The following is a 15,417-nucleotide window of genomic DNA, read 5'->3' on the forward strand; positions in this document are numbered from 1 at the left end:
ACGGTCGAGTCCCCCTTCAGCACCCGACCGTTCCTGCTCACCAAGCGCCCGCGACGCGCGACAAGCGCCCCCGCGACGCGCGCCCCCGCGCCTAGCGCTTCAGGTTCGTGAGCTCCTGCAGCACCTCGTCCGAGGTGGTGATGATGCGGGCGTTCGCCTGGAACCCGCGCTGCGCCACGATCAGGTTCGTGAACTCCTGCGACAGGTCGACGTTCGACATCTCGAGCGTCCCCGCCGCGAGCGAACCGACGCCCGCCGAGCCGGGACCGCCGACCGTGGCACCGCCCGAGTTCGCCGTGGCGCGGTAGCCCGACGCCCCGGTCTTCTCGAGGCCGGCCGGGTTGGCGAACGTGGCGAGGGCGATGCGGCCGAGCGCGAGCGACGCGCCGTTCGAGAACGTGCCGGTGACGGTGCCGTCCTTCGAGATCGAGTAGCCCTGCAGCGCGCCGGCCTCGCGGCCGTTCTGCGAGCCGATCGCCGCGGTGTTGAGCGAGGCGAACCCGGTCAGGTCGCCCATGTCGACCCGGATACCCCCGACGGCGAGGGTGCCGCCGGCGGTCAGCTTGCCGTCGGTGCCGAAGGTCAGCGAGGTCGTCGCCGTGGTGCCCTGGCCGTTGCGCCCGGTGACGTCCCAGCCGTCGGCGGTGCGCGTGTAGGCGAGCGACATCGTGTGCTTGGCACCCGAGGCGTCGTACACGGTGGCCTCGCGGGTGATGGTCTGGCCGACGGCGGTCTCGGACGGCAGGTTGCCGGCGACCGTGGCGGCGGTGGTGCGGACCGCCGGAGCCGCTGCTTCGAGCGGCAGCGTGATGTCGGACAGCTGGCCGTTCTCGTTGACGACGCCGTTCGTGGCCGGGTAGCCCTGCACGATCTTGCCGTCGGCGGTGACCAGGCGGCCGTTGGCGTCGAAGTCGAACGCACCGGCACGGGTGTAGACGGTGTCGTTGCCCAGGCGGGTGACGAAGAACCCGTCGCCCGAGATCATCAGGTCGGTGGCCTTGCCGGTGGCCTGCGCCGAGCCCTGCGAGAAGTTCGTGGAGACTCCGGCGACCTGCACGCCCAGGCCGATCTGGGCCGGGTTCGTGCCGCCGATGCCGGTCTGCGGTCCGCCGGCACCCTGGGTCATCTGCGACAGGGTGTCCTGGAACACGGTGGTCGACGACTTGAAGCCGACGGTGTTCACGTTGGCGATGTTGTTGCCGGTGACGTCGAGCATCTGCTGGTGGGAGCGGAGGCCGGAGATCCCGGAGTAGAGCGAGCGGAGCATGGTGCGTCCTTTCGGAGAGGCAGGAAGAGCGAGGAAGTACGAGGGAGTACGAGGAAGGAACGAGCGGGCGTCAGGACGCCGGAGCGGTGGTGGTGATGCCGGAGATCACGTCGAGAGCGACCTCCTTCCCGTTCACGGTGACCGTGGGGACGCTGTTCGCGTACGACACGGCCGAGGCGGTCCCGGTGACCGACTTGCCCGAGTCGGCGTCGGTGTAGCTGACCTGCTTGCCGACGAGGTTCGCTGCGGCGATGCGCATCTGGAGCGAGAAGTTCTCGTTCCCCGTCGTGGTCTGGTTGGTGATCTGCTCCATCATCGCGAGCTGCGTCTGCTGGCCGATCATCTGGTTGGTGTCCATCGGCGACGACGGGTCCTGGTTGCGCAGCTGCGTGACGAGCAGCTTCATGAAGACCTCGGAGTCCATCGTCTGGGACTTCTGGGCGGTGGAGTTCGCGGCGAGGGCCGCGGCCTGCGCGGTCGGGTCGACGCTGCCGGTGATGCCGTCGATGGGCATGGTGCGTTCCTGTTCGTGAGCCGGATCAGGCGAGGACGTCGAGTCCCGCGGTGCGGATGGAGGGCGTGTGGGCGGTGGGCTGCGGACGCGGGGTGACCCGCGCCTCCAGGCCGGGGTCACCAGGCAGCGCACGCGCGGCCGGACGCTCGTCGCGACCCGGCGCATCCTGCGGCTGGTTCTGCGACGACAGGTCGAGCGTGGTGCTCACACCGGTGCCGGCGGCGTCGCGACGCAGCTCCGGCAGGACCTGGCGGACGGCCTCGCGGCCGGCGTCCGACGCGGCGAACAGCTCGACGTGCATGCCGTGGGCGGTGACGTGCGCGCGGACCGTGACCGGGCCGAGGCTGTCCGGCACGACCTGCACCGTGACGACGTGCTCGCCGGGGCCGGCCTGCGCGAGTGAGAACACCGGTCGCGCGAGCTGCTGGGCGAGCGGTGCCGGGGCCGGCGCGGTCGCCGCGGCGGGCGCGGCGGTCGGCGTCGTCGACATGACGAACGGCGTCTCGCCACCGCGGCTGGGGGCGACGGCCGGGAGGCCCGGATCACCCGGCGTCGACGCCTGCTGCTCCGTCCCGTGGCCGGCTCGGGAGCCGGGGCCGGCTGCCGGGGCGGCGGCCGCCACGACCGGTGCCTGAGCAGGGGTCGCGGTGGCGGTGTCGCCGTCGGCGGTGCGGGTCGCAGCGGGGGCCGCGATCGCGGCAGCGGCCGTCGGGGCGGTGGTCGCCGGGTCGGTCGCGGCTGCGGTCGTCGACGCAGCGGTCGTCGTGGGGGTGGCGCCGGCGACGGTCGTCGCGGGCGCGGCCGGAGACGCGGTGCCAGCGGGTGTCACGGCGGGGGTCGTGGCGGTCGCCGGGCCCGTCGTGGCTGCGGCAGCGGTCCCCCGTGCCGCGCCCGACGCCGGTGCCTGCTGCGGGGTCGCCGTGGCGGGGGCGGTGGTCGGCGCCGGGGTCGACGGCACTGGCGTCGAGGTGTCCCCCTCCCCCGACGGCGGTGTCGTGGTCGTGGTGTTGGTCGTTCCGGCGGTCACCCCTGCGGCCACGGCGGCGTGTGGGTCGCGGGCGGGAGTCTCGGCGGCGCGGCTGGCCGGAACGAGCGGTGCGGTCACGGCCACGAGTCCGGCGGCGAGCAACGCCTGCGCGTCGACGGGCGCTGCCTCGGTCGCGGGCACCGGCTGGTCCGACGCGGACGTGGCCGCAGACGCAGACGGCGTGGCGGCGGTGCCCGGCGTCGCAGCCGACCCGTCCGCCGTGCGGCCGTCGACGTCGTCCCGCCCGGCAGCACCGTCTCCGGGGCGCCGCTCGGTCGCTACGGCGGCGGTCAGTGCCGCACCGAAGGACCCGGCAGCCGCGGTGTCGGACGATGCACCCTGGGTGGAGCCCGGTGCGGTGGGCACGGACGGCTGGGTGGCGATGGTCAGGCTCATGCGGCGCTCCCGGACTGCATCATGGACAGCAGCGCGGCGGTCTGCAGGTCGGTCGCGGAACGCGCAGCCGAGGCGGTCGGCGCGGCGACGGCCGCCGGGGACGCCTGGGCCGCCTGGGCGGGGACGATCCGGCGGATGGTCGCGATGTCGCCGTCGGAGTACCAGTTGTCGACGATCCGGACGTCCTTGCCGGGGCGCGGCGCGTGCAGCACCTTGCCGTCGCCGACGTAGATGACGACGTGGCCCTCGCCCTTCGGGATGATCAGGTCGCCGGGCTGCGCGTCCTTCAGGGAGCCGACCTCGACGCCCATCTTCGCCTGGTCCGGCACGACCCGGGGCATCGTGACCCCGAGGTCCTTGAAGACCGTCTGCACCAGGCCCGAGCAGTCCATGCCCGCGGTCGTCTCCCCGCCGAACACGTACGGCACGCCGAGGTACTTCTTCGCGTCGGCCACCACGTCGGCGCCGGTCGCACCGCTGCCGGTGGCGAGGGTGCCGGCCCCGGCGTCGACCGAGGTCGCGGGGGCACGGGTGGCCGCCGGGGTCGCTGCGGCGGTCGCACCGGCAGCGCTCGCGGCGCCGGTCGTGCCGTCGGCGGTGGCGAGGGCGTCGGCGAAGGCCGAGGATCCCGCGGTACCGCTGGCGGCGGCCGCGCTCGGGGCAGCCGTGGCCGTCCCGCCGCGCAGCGTGTCGATCTGGGACCGGATCTCCGAGATCCGGGAGAGCACCGCTTCGACGCTCATCGGGCACCACCTTCCGTGCGGCGTCGTGCCGCGATCTCGTCGAGGGCGTTCTGTTCGGTCCGGAGTTCCTCGGCCGCCTGCTGCTCGGTGTGCTTGCCCTCGAGCTTCTCGAGGCCGACGGCGGCGCGCCGGGCAGCGGTGTAGTCCTGCTGCGCCCGGTCGGCGTCGGCACGGCGGTTCTGCACGACGGCGTCGAGCTCCTCGAGCATCCCGCGGGTCGCGGCACGGGCTGCGGCGACGGCGCTCAGGGTGGCGGCGTCCTGGATCGGCTGGGCGTCCTCGCTGTCGGCGAGGCTGCGGCGTGCGGCGATCCGGGCGTCGGCGGCGTCCCGGACGCGCTCGTTCGCGGTGGCCAGCGTGGCGGCGGCACGGTCCTGTTCGGTGTGGCGCAGGCGCAGGAGTCCGGCGAGCGGGAACCGGCGGGCCATCACGACACCCCCAGCTGCTGCACGAGGCCGCCGAGGCGCTGCCAGGACGCGTCGGCGGTCGCCCGCTCGTCCATGCCCTGGCGCAGGAACGCGTCGATCGATCCCTGGTGGTCGACGGCGGCGTCCACGAGCGGGTTCGACCCGCGCTGGTACGCACCGACGTCGAGCAGGTCCTGGGCCCCGGCTCGGGCGGCCATCACCTTCCGCAGCACGGTGGCGGCGGCACGCTGCTCGGGTCGGGTGACCTTCGAGGCGACGCGGGACACCGAGCCGAGGGCGTCGACCGACGGGAAGTGCCCGGTGATCGCGAGCTTGCGGTCGAGCACGACGTGGCCGTCCAGGATGCTGCGGGCCGCGTCGGCGATCGGCTCGTTGTGGTCGTCGCCGTCGACCAGCACGGTGTACATGCCCGTGATGCTGCCGACGCGGTCGGTCCCGGCGCGCTCGAGCAGTCCGGCGAGCACCGAGAACGTCGACGGCGGGTAGCCCCGGGTGGCCGGCGGTTCCCCCACCGACAGCCCGATCTCACGCTGCGCCATCGCGACACGGGTGAGCGAGTCCATCATGAGCACGACGTCCTGGCCGGCGTCGCGGAACGACTCGGCGATGCGGGTGGCCACGAACGCGGCGCGCAGACGCATGAGCGCGGGTTCGTCGGAGGTCGACACGACGACGATCGAGCGGGCGAGCCCCTCGGGTCCCAGGTCGTCCTCCAGGAACTCGCGCACCTCACGGCCGCGCTCCCCCACCAGGGCGATGACGTTGACGGCCGCGTCGCTCCCACGCGCGATCATCGACAGCAGCGACGACTTGCCCACACCGGACCCGGCGAACAGGCCCATGCGCTGCCCGCGGCCGACGGTGGTCAGGGTGTCGAGCACGCGGACGCCGAGCTGCATCGGGGTGTCGATGCGGGTCCGGGCCATCGCGCTCGGGGTGTCGTGGTCGAGCGGGACCCAGGTGACCGGTTCGCCGCCGGGGCCCTCGAGCGGGCCCCGGTCGTCGATCGGTCGGCCGAGTCCGTCGAGCACGCGGCCGAACAGACCAGATCCGGTCGGCACGAGCACCGGGCGGCCGGTCGGACGCGCCGGGGTGCCCGCGGTCACGCCGGTCAGGCGGCCGAGCGGCATGCAGCGGACGCCCGAGGCATCGGTGGCGACGACCTCGACCGCGGTCTGTTCGCCGTCCTCGGCGCCGACCGTGACGACCTCGCCGACGCGGGCGTCGAGCCCGGCGATCGTCAGCCCCAGGCCGACGGCGCTCGTGACGACACCGACCCGCTGGGGCGCGGCCCGCAGCAGCGCCTCGTCGAGGCCGCGCGGACGGAGCAGCGTGGCGGTCACCGGTCGGCTCCCGTCGCGTCGACACCGAGGGCGGTGCGGGCGCGGTCGAGCGCCGTGGCGATGCGCGCGTCGAGCATGCCGTCCGGCAGGTCGACGACGGCGTCGCCGTCGCGCAGGGCGCCGTCGGCGACGACCGGCACCGGCAGGTCGAGGCCGGCGACGCGCGCGGCGTCCGCCGGGCTCAGCCGGACGGCCACCGGGACCGTGCGGTCGACGGACGCGAGCGCCCGCCGGACGGTGGCCTCGGCGCCGGACGCGATCCGGGCCTCCCGGCTGCCCTGTCCATCAGGACCGTCGGCTACGGTCGCGTCGTGCGCGGGCCTGGAGGCGCGGACCACGTTGCCGACGATCGCCTCGGCCAGGTCGACTGCCGCACTCGCGACCGACGCCTCGGCGTCCGCCAGGACGGGTGCGACCGTGGAGAGCATGGCGTTCGTGGCGGCGTCGAGGACCGCGATCCGGCGTGCCGTGTCGGCCTGCAGCGCGGTGACCCGCGCGGCGTGCTCTGCCTCGAGCCGGGCGCGCAGGGCGTCGGTCTCGGCCTGCGCGGCCCGCAGGCCGGCGGTGTAGCCGGCCGCGTGCCCGCGGACGTCGGCGCTCGACGCACGCTCGCGTCCGGCGGGGTCGGCGAGCACCGGGAAGGCGACGCGGTGCACGACGGTGTCAGTCAACGAGCTCGTCCTCCTCGGCGCGGTGCACGGTCACGATGCCCTGGGCCTCGAGCTCGCGCACGGAGCGGACGACCTCGGCACGGGCTTCCTCGACCTGCGAGACGCGGACCGGGCCCATGGCCTGCAGTTCGTCGTCGAGCAGTTCGCGGTTGCGCTCGGACACGTTCGCGCGGATGGTCTCGACGACCGGCCCGGCTGCACCCTTCATGGCGGTCGCGAGGATCTTCGAGTCGATGCCGCGCAGCACCTGCTGGATGTCGCGGGACTCGAGCTTCACGATGTCCTCGAAGGTGAGCATGCGCGAGCGGATGTCCTCGGCGAGCTCCGGATCGCGGGCTTCGAGTCCCTCGAGCACCGCCTTCTCGGTCGCGACGTCCGAGCGGTTGATGATGTCGACCAGGGGCGCGATGCCCCCGACGACCTCGACGCTCTCGCGCGGGGACACGACGGCCCCGGCGCGCTGGCGCAGCACACCGGCGACGATGCCGACGGCCTCGGGGGTCGCGCTGCCCATGGTGGCGAAGGCCTGGGCGACGTCGGTACGGACGCGCTCGTCGATCCCGGCGAGCACGGCACTGGCCTGCCCGGGGCCCAGGTGGGCGAGCACGAGGGCGATCGTCTGCGGCAGCTCGCCCTCGAGCAGGGAGATGACCTGGCCGGGTTCGGCGTCGTCGAGGAAGTCGAACGACTGGCCGGCGAGGTTCGAGGCCAGACGGTCCATCACGCCGGCGGCCCGCTCGGCGCCGAACGACGCCTCGAGCAGCCCGAGGGCGGTCTCCTTGCCGCCGCGCTTCTGCAGGCGGCCGCTCATCGTGATCCGGTGGAACTCCGACAGCGTCTGGTCGACGACGGTGTCCTCGACGCGGCGCATCCGGACGATCTCGGCGGAGATCTCCTCGGCCTCCATCTCGGTGAACTGCTTCATCACCTCGGCGGCGCGGTCGGTCTCCATCTGCATGAGGATGAGCGCGACCTTCTGCGCACCGGTCAGGGCACGGTCACTCGGACCGGAACCGCCGCCGGGGCTCGGCATCAGCGCGCTCACACCGGTGCCCGGTCGTCCAGGAGCCCGCGCAGGAGCTCGGCGGTGCGCTTCGGGTCGCGCTCGGCCAGGGCGGAGATGTCCTGACGGCGGCGCTCTGCGGTGATCTCCTCGGTCGTGAGCACCTCGGTGGGGGCGTCGCCGGCGGGCATCGCCGACAGCACGGCGGTCGGCGCGTCACCGGCACCGAGCGTGGCCCGGTCGTCGACGCCGTCCATCGCGAGGGGCAGCTGGAACGTCTCACCGGCGAAGGCGTCGAGCTCGCCGAGGTCGACGGCCTCGCGCTCCTGCTTCCGGTTGCGGCGGGCGACGAAGAACATGATCGCGATGACGGCGAGGACGATGCCGATCACGATGCCGGCGGTGCGGATCGACGACCACAGTGCTTCCTGCTGGTCGGCCTTCTGCTGGGCCTCCAGGGCCTTGGCGGCCTGGTCGGAGGCGCTCGTGTCGAAGTCCATCATCGCGACCTTGACCTGGTCGCCACGGTCCTGGTCGACACCCGCGGCGGCGGACACCAGGTCGTTGATGCTCTGCAGGTTCGCGTTCTGCACGGCGTCGGCCTTCGAGTTCAGCGCGACCGAGATGGTCTGCCGGTCGAGCCCGCCCGAGGGGATCTGCGTGGTCTCGGTGGTGTGGTCGACGGCGTTGTTCTTCGTCGCCGACTCGTTCTTGTACCCGTCGTCGCCGGTGCCGCTCGTCGCGGTGCCGTTCGGGACGGCGATGTTGTCCGGACCGAGGACCCCCGTCGCGCCGCTCCCCGCGCCGGAGCCGGCGCCGTACTCCTCGGTGGTGCTCGACTCGTTCAGTGCGACCGGACCCGAGGTCGGGCTCGTGTAGCTCTCGGACGTCCGGGTGCCGGACTCCTGGTTCATCGTCCCGGAGACCACGACGGTCGCGTTGCCGACGCCGAGCGTGGTGTCGAGCAGGTCCTGGATCTTCTTGCTCGTCGCCGCGTCGTAGTCGGCGGCCTGGTCCGCGCCGCTGCCGGTCGCACCGGTGCCGACGGCGGACAGGGTCTGGCCCTTCGCGTCGACGACGGACACGTCGGTGGGCTGCATGCCCTCGACCGAGGCGCTCGTCAGGTGCACGATGGCCTGCACCTGGTCGGTGCTCAGCTGCGTGCCGTTCTCGGTCGCGATGAACACCGATGCGGTCGGGTCCTTCTCCTCGGAGACGAACACCGACTTCTCGGGGATCGCGAGCTGCACGGTGGCGGTCTGCACGCCGTCCATCGCGCCGATGGTCTTGGCGAGCTCGCCCTCCATCGCGCGCTTGTAGGTGACGTCCTGCTGGAACTCCGAACTCGTCACGCCCATCTTGTCGAGCAGCGAGTAGCCGCCCTCGTTCGACGACGGCAGGCCGTTCGACGCTGCCTTGAGCCGCTCCGAGTACACCTGCGCCTGCGGCACGAGGATCGTCGCGCCGCCGTCGGTGAGCTGGAACGGCACACCGTCGGTCTGCAGCTGGTCCGTGATGGAGCTCGCGTCGGCCGCGGCGAGCCCGGTGAAGAGCGGGGCGTAGGACGCCTTGCCGAGCCAGGACGCCAGGGCGATCCCGCCGAGCACGAGCGCCGCGATCGCCAGGATCGCGATGGTGCGCTGGGCGGCGGAGAAGCCCTTCACGTAGGCGCTGAGGCGCGCGAAGACGTTCTTGACGGCGACGGGCATCAGGCCTGCATCCTCATGATCTCGTTGAAGGCGTCGACGCCCTTGTTGCGGACGGCGGAGACGAGCTCGAGCGTGACCTGCGCACGGGTGGCGGCGATCGTGGCGTCGTGGATGTCGTCGAGGTTGCCGGTCACGGCCTTGAGCGCCAGGGTCTTCGAGTCGCTCTGCAGCGACTGCAGCCCGTCGACGGCGTTGCCGAGGCTCGCGGCGAACCCGCTGCCGTCGGTCGTCGCGCCGGCGGCACCGGTGGCGTTCGTGCTGTCGCTGGACGTCCCCGACACACTCGTCAGGGCGTTCGTCATCGCGTTGGTGGTCACACCGTTCACGGCGTCGATGGGCATCAGTTCTTCCCGATCTGCAGTGCCGCCTCGTAGGCGGTCTTGGCACGGTCGACCACGGCGGCGTTCGCCTGGTAGCCGCGCTGGGCCATGATGAGGTCCGCCATCTGCGTGCCGAGGTCGATGTCGGGCATGCGGACGTAGCCCTCCTCGTTCGCGAGCGGGTTGTCCGGGTCGTAGGTCACCCGGCCGGCGGCGCTGCCGAACGCAGCGCCCTTGACGTAGGCGCCGGAGACGCCGGCACCCTCCTGCACCTCGACGTAGCGCGCCTGGAACGCGGTGTCGTCCATCGACTTCACGGTGTTCGCGTTCGCGATGTTGTCCGAGACGGCGTCGAGCCACTTCCGGTGCACGGTCAGGCCGGTGCTCGCGATGCCGATCGCGTCGAAGGTCGTCACGAGTTCGTCCGCATCGCCGCACGGACGCTGGTGAGCTCGGAGTTCATCGCCTGCGTGGCGAACTGGTACCGCAGCACGGTGTCGATGTTCGACAGCGTCTCCTCGTCGAGGTTGACGTTGTTGCCGTTCGTGTTCGTCGGCTCGAGGCTGCGCGCCATCGTCGGCGTGGTGGCGCCGTCGCCGTCCACGATCGACTTCGCCAGGGCGTCCTCGAACTGGACCTTCTCGGCGTGGTAGTTCGTCGTGTTGATGTTCGCGATGTTGTTCGCGATCACCTTCTGGCGCATCGACAGACCGTCGAGTGCGCTCTGCAGCGCGACGCTCGTCACGGAATCGAACACGAAGGATCCCCTCGTCAGGCGTCGTCGGTGCGACGTCGCCGTGCGGTGGTGGCCGATCCCTGGCCGAACTGGTGAGCGATCCGTGCTCGAGTGGCGCTATCGGAGCCCGTCGTCCGCCGCGTTAGGCATCGCCCCGAACGGGGGGCGGTGCGGCGGTGGGGCGGAGCACCCGAGATGCGACAGAGCACCCGTCGGTCGACGGGTGCTCTGTCGCAGAACTGGTGCGGGGGCGCGGGTCAGGCGGAAGCGTCGAGGTACACGGAGCCGCGGGGCTCGCGCGTGGCGTCGACGGCGCGCAGGGCACCGAGGTGCTCCAGCGTCGAGCGGCGGTCCGCCTCGAGCACCGTCATCCGGTCCCGCTGCGCGGCGAGCAGCCGGGAGGCCCGTCCCACCAGGTCCCGCGGCAGCGGTCCCAGCCCGGCCGGCTCCGACCACCCGGCCACGGCAGTGGAGTCGGCCGCCTGCCCGGCGGCGTCGTGCTCCAGGGAGGTGAGCAGGGCCTCCCATGCGGCTCGTCCGCCCGACTGCTCAGGCGACGGCTCTGCGGACGGCTCAGGCGACACCGAGGGCTCCCCCGGTCGGCTGCTGCGCGGTGGGCGTCGCGGGCAGCGACGCGGCTGCCTCGTGCCACGACTGACGCAGCGGCTCGAGGATCCGGATGCAGTCGCGGGTGGCCTGCACGTCGCGGTGCACGTTCGCCGTGATGAGCGAGGTGGAGGCGTAGTTGTAGACGGCGAGCAGGCCCTCGCCGCCGTCCCAGACGTCGATCCGGAGGGTGCTCGAGAGCTCGCCAACGATCGCCTGGGCGTGCAGGAGCTGCTCGCGGGCCGCCTCCCAGTCGGCGGCGACCTGCGCGGCCTCCGCACGGTGCAGGTCGAGCAGCAGCCGGTCGTAGAGCATCGTCACGAGCTGGGCCGGCGTCGCCGAGAGCACGGCCTCGTTCGTGTACTGGGCACGACGCTGGTCGGTGACGGTGCGCGGCTGGGCGGCCTGGCGGAAGGCGGCTGCCTGGAAGTCGAAGGACATGGTCGTTCCCGTCAGCTCGACGTCGAGGCCAGCTGGCCGGCGAGCCAGCTCGACTGCGACTGGAGCTTGCTGAGGCTGGTCTCGAGGGATGAGTAGAGGGTCTGCAGGGCGGCACGGCGCATCGTCAGCCGGTCGGTCCAGCTGTCGATCTGGGTGGTGAGGTCCTTGGCGACGGCCTGCTGCCCGGTGATGGACGTGGTGACCGAGCCGTCGTACTTGTCGGACGCGGCGGTGGCCGCGGCGCCGACGTTCGCGGCGACCCCGGAGAGCATCGCCTGGGTGGCCTTCGGGTCGGTGGCGAGGGCCTTCTGGAAGACCTCGGGGTCGAAGGTGAACGTGCCGTCCTTCGTGATCACGATGCCGATCGTCGACGGGGACTTGCCGTCGACCGGGGCGGACATCGTGCTCGTGAGCCGCTGCACGGCGTCGCGGGATGCACCGTCGCCGAGCAGGACACCGGCCTTCGTCGTCGTGGTGCCGGACGTCGCGCTGGTCGAGCTCGACACCGCGGTGTTCGTCTTGTAGTAGGCCGCGATCGCGTTCATCGCGTCGACGAGCCCGGAGGCGACGGACTGCGCCTTGGTGGTGTCCTGCGCGATCGTCACGGTGACGGGGTCGGTGGTGGCCTTCGAGACGGTGACGTCGAGCCCGGGGACGAGCCCGGTGAAGGTGTTCGTGGCGCTCGTGACCTTCTGCGCGGCGGCGGTGCCGGCCCAGAGGGTGACGCTGGCGTCGGTCGCCGCGGTGACGACGGCGGCACCGGTCTCGGTGAGGACGTTCGTCGCGGTGCCCGCTGCCACGTCGTCGGCGCCGCCCCGGTACAGCTGGAACCCGCCGGCCGCCCCGGTCGTGGCGGACGTGAGCTGCAGGCGGTAGAGCTTGGTGCCGTCGGCATCGGTGCCGGCGGAGACCTTCGTCGCGGTGACGCCCGCACCGGACTTGTTCAGGGCGGACACGGCGTCGTCGAGCGAACCGGACGCCGGCGTCACGGTGGTCGACTTGCCGTCCGCGCCGACGATCGTGATCGGCTGCGCACCGGTCGACCACGTCGACATCGCGGCCGTGACGCCGACCTGGGCCGAGGCGGTCGAACCGACGGTGAAGCTGATGGAGCCCGCGGTCGCTCCGGTACCGGTGACGGCGGTGACGCTCGGCGCGGTGCTCGTCGCGGCGAAGAGGTCGAGCGACGAGGCCTTCGCGGCGTCCGCGGCCTTCGTGGCGAGCCCCTGGATCAACCCGTTGAGCGTCTGCAGTGACGAGATGAACGAGTTGGTGGTGGTGAGCTTGTTCTTGAGCAGGGTCTGCGGGACCCCCTCGACGCTCATCAGCGAGTTGATGAGGTCGGTCGTCTTGAGACCGCTGACCAGACCATCGATCGCGAGGCTGGTGCTCGAGGACACGGACGAGGACATCGTCGACACTCCCTGGCGTCGTGGAGGTGGTCAGGACGGCGGCGTCCGCCCCCCGGGGCACCCGATCGGGCCCGGAGGACGGACGTCGTGATGGCTAGCGCAGGAGCGAGAGCACGCCCTGGGTGCTCTGGTTCGCCTGCGCGAGCATCGAGGTGCCGGCCTGGCTGAGGATGTTGTCGCGCGTGTACTTGACCATCTCCTCCGCCATGTCGACGTCGGTGATGCGCGAGGAGGCAGCGGTGAGGTTCTCCTTGGCCACGTTCGTCACGTTGATGGCGTGGTCGAAGCGGTTCTGGACGGCACCGATGCTCGAACGAGCCGAGGAGACGTACTTGATCTGCTCGTCGATCGCGGTGATGGCGGCCTGAGCGTTCGTCGCCGAGTCGAAGGTGAGCGCGCCGACCGCGGTCGACACGGACTCCACGTTCGACTTCGACAGGTCCACGTCGATCTGGCTCGCCGCGTCGCCGTTCGCGCCGACCTGGAACTTCAGGACGCCTGCGGTGCCGGCGGAGCCGTCGAGCAGGTTGATGCCGTTGAAGTTGGTCGACTCCGAGATGCGGGTGAGCTCCTTGGTGAGCTCGCCGACCTCGGTGGTGATCGCCTTGCGGGAGTCCTCGTTGTTCGAGTCGTTGCCGGCCTGCACTGCCAGGTCGCGCATGCGCTGGAGGATCGAGTGGGTCTCGGTGAGGCCACCTTCAGCGGTCTGCACGACGGAGATGCCGTCCTGCGCGTTGCGGGCGGCGACCGTGAGGCCACCGACCTGGGACTTCAGCCCCTCGGAGATCGACAGACCGGCAGCGTCGTCGGCAGCACGGTTGATGCGGAGACCCGACGAGAGCTTCTCGAGGGACTTCGACAGGTCGTTCTGCGTCGCGTTGAGGTTCCGGTACGTGTTGAGTGCCGAGAGGTTGGTGTTGATGGACATACCCATGGTGGTTTCCTCCGTGAATGTGGGTCGTACGTCGGCCCGTCCGTGGGCTGACATGGATGACTCTCGACCGGTTGCCGGGAGTCGTTAGGGGATCGGCGGAGAAGTTTCCGCCGACGTCTCAACTCGCAGCGACAGCCGGGCCGGACGCGGCGTCGTGCACGGCACGGGCGACACCGGCGGCGGCGTTCGTGGCGACACGGGCGAGGTAGGCGCTGCGGCGGGCCGCGGTGGTGCGGCTCGCGGGCTCGACGGTCGTGCCGTCGCCGTAGTGGGCGGCGAGACCGTCCTGGAGCAGGCGCATCGCCTCGGAGCGCTGCTGCGAGACGGCCGAGTGCGTGATGCCGAGCTCGGCGGCGACGTCGGTGACCGAGCGGTCGCCGAAGTACACGGCCTCGACGATGAAGCGCATCCGCTCCGGCAGGGCCTCGACCGCGGCGCGGAGGTACCGGCGCTTCTCGGTCTCGAGCAGGTCGTCCCCGGGGAGCGGCAGGTCCGCGGAGACGAGGTCGTGCACGGTCTCGTCGAGCGGCGCGACGGTCCGGGCGGCGTCGCTCATCGCGTCGACGGCGGTCTGCTTGTCGACGCCCATGGCATCGGCGATCTCCTGGGCGCCGACGCTCCGGCCGAGCCGTGCGGACAGGGCCTCCTGCGTGGCCAGGGTCTCGCGGATCCGCTTCCGGGTTCCGCGGGAGGCCCAGTCGGCCGAGCGCATGTCGTCGGCCAGCGCACCGGCGATCCGGGTGCGGGCGTAGGCACCGAACGGCACGCCGAGGGTGGGGTCGAAGGCCTCGGCGGCTGCGACGAGTGCGAGCGACCCGACGGCGGCGAGGTCGTCGCGATCCAGGTGCGTCGCCCGGGAGCGGACGTCGGCCACGATGTAGCCCACGAGCGGGAGGTGCTCCACGATCATCGCGTTGCGTTCGGTGCGGTCCATGCTGTTCCCCTGGTCGACCTGACGTGTGTCGGCTCACCCGTCCGTGGGCGCGACGGACGCCGGCCTCGGATGGCCGGTGCGTACGCCGAAGACCCGCCCGGGTCCCTCCGAGCGGTGCACCCCGCATCGTTCCCGAGCGGTTCCGGGTGTCCCCCGGGGTGCGTTCTGAATGTATCGGCTGGCAATGCGCTGAACAGGTGCTCAACCGTCCCCAGTGCGGGGGTGTCAGGCCCCCTTTCCGGTCGGCATTTGGGGGGACTCAGGGTTGGGAACGCTCGTTCTTGTCCCCCGACGGGGGTCATCGGGTCACAGAGTCGACGAGTACGGGGGACGGCACTCGGCCGCCGGGGCTTACGGTCGCGGTCACCGAGTCGATAGGTCCCGGTGTCCGCAGGATGACGGACCGGGGACCACCCCGACGAACCACCACCTGGGAGGAGCTGATGAGCGTGAACGACCTGTCCGCCGTGCTCTGGCGCGAACGCGAGCTGCTCGAACTGCTCACCTTCAAGCTCGAGGAGGAACAGCTCCTGCTCACCGCGGGCCGCTCCCGCTGGGTGTCGCACGCCAGCCGCGAGGTCGAGCAGGTCCTCGACCGGCTCCGCAGCACCGGGCTCGAGCGCGCCGCGCAGAGCGCCGAGGTCGCCGAGGGGTGGGGCGTCCCCGCCGACGCTCCCCTGCGCGACGTCGTCGCCGCGGCACCGAACGGGCCGTGGGGCGAGATCCTGTCGTCGCACCTCACCGCGATGGTCGAGCTGACCACGCAGATCGGCGCCCTGCGCGACGAGAACGACCGGTTCCTGCGTGTCGCCGCCCAGGCCACCGAGGAGACCCTGGCGGGGACCGTCACCGGCGCCGCCACCTACGACGCCAGTGGGACGTCCGGCGCAGGCCAGGACGGCGCCCGCCTGTTCGAGGGGACGCTGTAGCACC

General features: G+C 72.1%; 18 protein-coding genes. 1 reads left to right on the plus strand and 17 read right to left on the minus strand.

Going from position 1 to position 15,417, the window contains the following annotated elements:
• Window positions 1–91: 91 nt before the first annotated feature.
• From DEJ03_RS05550 to DEJ03_RS05630, 17 genes are all read right to left on the minus strand, one after another.
• Entirely contained in the window at window positions 92–1,267 is a 1,176-nt protein-coding gene (locus tag DEJ03_RS05550; RefSeq protein ID WP_110863826.1) for a flagellar hook protein FlgE, read from the minus strand.
• 70 nt (window positions 1,268–1,337) lie between these two features.
• Window positions 1,338–1,781 carry a flagellar hook assembly protein FlgD gene (locus tag DEJ03_RS05555; RefSeq protein ID WP_071403921.1) on the minus strand — a complete coding sequence of 148 codons (444 nt, stop codon included), beginning with the start codon at window positions 1,779–1,781 and terminating at the stop codon, window positions 1,338–1,340.
• A 25-nt stretch (window positions 1,782–1,806) separates the two neighbouring features.
• Window positions 1,807–3,204 (minus strand): flagellar hook-length control protein FliK, encoded by a 1,398-nt coding sequence (locus DEJ03_RS05560; protein WP_110863827.1) that lies wholly within the window; start codon window positions 3,202–3,204, stop codon window positions 1,807–1,809.
• Window positions 3,201–3,947, minus strand: a complete 747-nt coding sequence (locus DEJ03_RS05565) for a C40 family peptidase (protein ID WP_110863828.1) — start codon at window positions 3,945–3,947, stop codon at window positions 3,201–3,203. Before DEJ03_RS05565 ends, DEJ03_RS05560 begins: the two co-directional genes overlap by 4 nt.
• Window positions 3,944–4,375 (minus strand): flagellar FliJ family protein, encoded by a 432-nt coding sequence (locus tag DEJ03_RS05570; RefSeq protein ID WP_071403924.1) that lies wholly within the window; start codon window positions 4,373–4,375, stop codon window positions 3,944–3,946. Before DEJ03_RS05570 ends, DEJ03_RS05565 begins: the two co-directional genes overlap by 4 nt.
• A complete protein-coding gene (locus DEJ03_RS05575; protein WP_110863829.1) occupies window positions 4,375–5,718 on the minus strand; it encodes a FliI/YscN family ATPase in 1,344 nt (447 codons plus the stop codon). The genes DEJ03_RS05570 and DEJ03_RS05575 overlap by 1 nt, the downstream gene beginning before the upstream one ends.
• Entirely contained in the window at window positions 5,715–6,389 is a 675-nt protein-coding gene (locus tag DEJ03_RS05580) for a hypothetical protein (protein WP_110863830.1), read from the minus strand. Before DEJ03_RS05580 ends, DEJ03_RS05575 begins: the two co-directional genes overlap by 4 nt.
• Entirely contained in the window at window positions 6,382–7,422 is a 1,041-nt protein-coding gene (gene fliG / locus DEJ03_RS05585) for a flagellar motor switch protein FliG (protein WP_110863929.1), read from the minus strand. Before fliG ends, DEJ03_RS05580 begins: the two co-directional genes overlap by 8 nt.
• An 8-nt stretch (window positions 7,423–7,430) precedes the next feature.
• A complete protein-coding gene (gene fliF / locus DEJ03_RS05590) occupies window positions 7,431–9,101 on the minus strand; it encodes a flagellar basal-body MS-ring/collar protein FliF (protein WP_110863831.1) in 1,671 nt (556 codons plus the stop codon).
• A complete protein-coding gene (gene fliE, locus DEJ03_RS05595) occupies window positions 9,101–9,442 on the minus strand; it encodes a flagellar hook-basal body complex protein FliE (protein ID WP_027465513.1) in 342 nt (113 codons plus the stop codon). Before fliE ends, fliF begins: the two co-directional genes overlap by 1 nt.
• The gene (locus DEJ03_RS05600) at window positions 9,442–9,837 is read right to left on the minus strand and encodes a flagellar basal body rod protein FlgC (protein WP_017886136.1); all 396 of its coding nucleotides are present in this window, start codon (window positions 9,835–9,837) and stop codon (window positions 9,442–9,444) included. The genes fliE and DEJ03_RS05600 overlap by 1 nt, the downstream gene beginning before the upstream one ends.
• Entirely contained in the window at window positions 9,834–10,178 is a 345-nt protein-coding gene (locus DEJ03_RS05605; protein WP_017886135.1) for a flagellar basal body protein, read from the minus strand. The genes DEJ03_RS05600 and DEJ03_RS05605 overlap by 4 nt, the downstream gene beginning before the upstream one ends.
• 236 nt (window positions 10,179–10,414) lie before the next feature.
• Window positions 10,415–10,741, minus strand: a complete 327-nt coding sequence (locus DEJ03_RS05610) for a hypothetical protein (protein ID WP_110863832.1) — start codon at window positions 10,739–10,741, stop codon at window positions 10,415–10,417.
• The gene (gene fliS, locus DEJ03_RS05615) at window positions 10,731–11,204 is read right to left on the minus strand and encodes a flagellar export chaperone FliS (RefSeq protein WP_110863833.1); all 474 of its coding nucleotides are present in this window, start codon (window positions 11,202–11,204) and stop codon (window positions 10,731–10,733) included. Before fliS ends, DEJ03_RS05610 begins: the two co-directional genes overlap by 11 nt.
• A gap of 11 nt (window positions 11,205–11,215) precedes the next feature.
• Window positions 11,216–12,604: a flagellar filament capping protein FliD gene (gene fliD / locus DEJ03_RS05620; RefSeq protein WP_258370569.1), complete on the minus strand. Its 1,389-nt coding sequence runs from the start codon at window positions 12,602–12,604 to the stop codon at window positions 11,216–11,218.
• A 106-nt stretch (window positions 12,605–12,710) separates the two neighbouring features.
• Entirely contained in the window at window positions 12,711–13,550 is an 840-nt protein-coding gene (locus DEJ03_RS05625; RefSeq protein WP_181420034.1) for a flagellin, read from the minus strand.
• 118 nt (window positions 13,551–13,668) lie between these two features.
• A complete protein-coding gene (locus DEJ03_RS05630; protein WP_110863834.1) occupies window positions 13,669–14,484 on the minus strand; it encodes a sigma-70 family RNA polymerase sigma factor in 816 nt (271 codons plus the stop codon).
• Between the two features lie 443 nt (window positions 14,485–14,927).
• Here DEJ03_RS05630 and DEJ03_RS05635 point away from each other — a divergent pair, with 443 nt between their 5' ends.
• The gene (locus DEJ03_RS05635) at window positions 14,928–15,413 is read left to right on the plus strand and encodes a flagellar protein FlgN (protein WP_110863835.1); all 486 of its coding nucleotides are present in this window, start codon (window positions 14,928–14,930) and stop codon (window positions 15,411–15,413) included.
• Window positions 15,414–15,417: the final 4 nt, after the last annotated feature.

The sequence above is a fragment of the Curtobacterium sp. MCLR17_043 genome, from assembly GCF_003224215.1.
In the GTDB taxonomy this organism is placed as follows: domain Bacteria; phylum Actinomycetota; class Actinomycetes; order Actinomycetales; family Microbacteriaceae; genus Curtobacterium; species Curtobacterium flaccumfaciens.

Excerpts from the sequence above, each read along its gene's own strand:
- DEJ03_RS05570 (WP_071403924.1), bottom strand. The coding sequence starts at position 4,375 with ATGGCCCGCCGGTTCCCGCTCGCCGGACTCCTGCGCCTGCGCCACACC.
- DEJ03_RS05550 (WP_110863826.1), bottom strand. The coding sequence starts at position 1,267 with ATGCTCCGCTCGCTCTACTCCGGGATCTCCGGCCTCCGCTCCCACCAG.
- DEJ03_RS05635 (WP_110863835.1), top strand. The coding sequence starts at position 14,928 with ATGAGCGTGAACGACCTGTCCGCCGTGCTCTGGCGCGAACGCGAGCTG.
- DEJ03_RS05555 (WP_071403921.1), bottom strand. The coding sequence starts at position 1,781 with ATGCCCATCGACGGCATCACCGGCAGCGTCGACCCGACCGCGCAGGCC.
- fliE (WP_027465513.1), bottom strand. The coding sequence starts at position 9,442 with ATGCCCATCGACGCCGTGAACGGTGTGACCACCAACGCGATGACGAAC.
- fliS (WP_110863833.1), bottom strand. The coding sequence starts at position 11,204 with ATGTCCTTCGACTTCCAGGCAGCCGCCTTCCGCCAGGCCGCCCAGCCG.
- DEJ03_RS05565 (WP_110863828.1), bottom strand. The coding sequence starts at position 3,947 with ATGAGCGTCGAAGCGGTGCTCTCCCGGATCTCGGAGATCCGGTCCCAG.
- fliF (WP_110863831.1), bottom strand. The coding sequence starts at position 9,101 with ATGCCCGTCGCCGTCAAGAACGTCTTCGCGCGCCTCAGCGCCTACGTG.
- DEJ03_RS05630 (WP_110863834.1), bottom strand. The coding sequence starts at position 14,484 with ATGGACCGCACCGAACGCAACGCGATGATCGTGGAGCACCTCCCGCTC.
- fliG (WP_110863929.1), bottom strand. The coding sequence starts at position 7,422 with ATGCCGAGCCCCGGCGGCGGTTCCGGTCCGAGTGACCGTGCCCTGACC.
- DEJ03_RS05560 (WP_110863827.1), bottom strand. The coding sequence starts at position 3,204 with ATGAGCCTGACCATCGCCACCCAGCCGTCCGTGCCCACCGCACCGGGC.
- DEJ03_RS05625 (WP_181420034.1), bottom strand. The coding sequence starts at position 13,550 with ATGGGTATGTCCATCAACACCAACCTCTCGGCACTCAACACGTACCGG.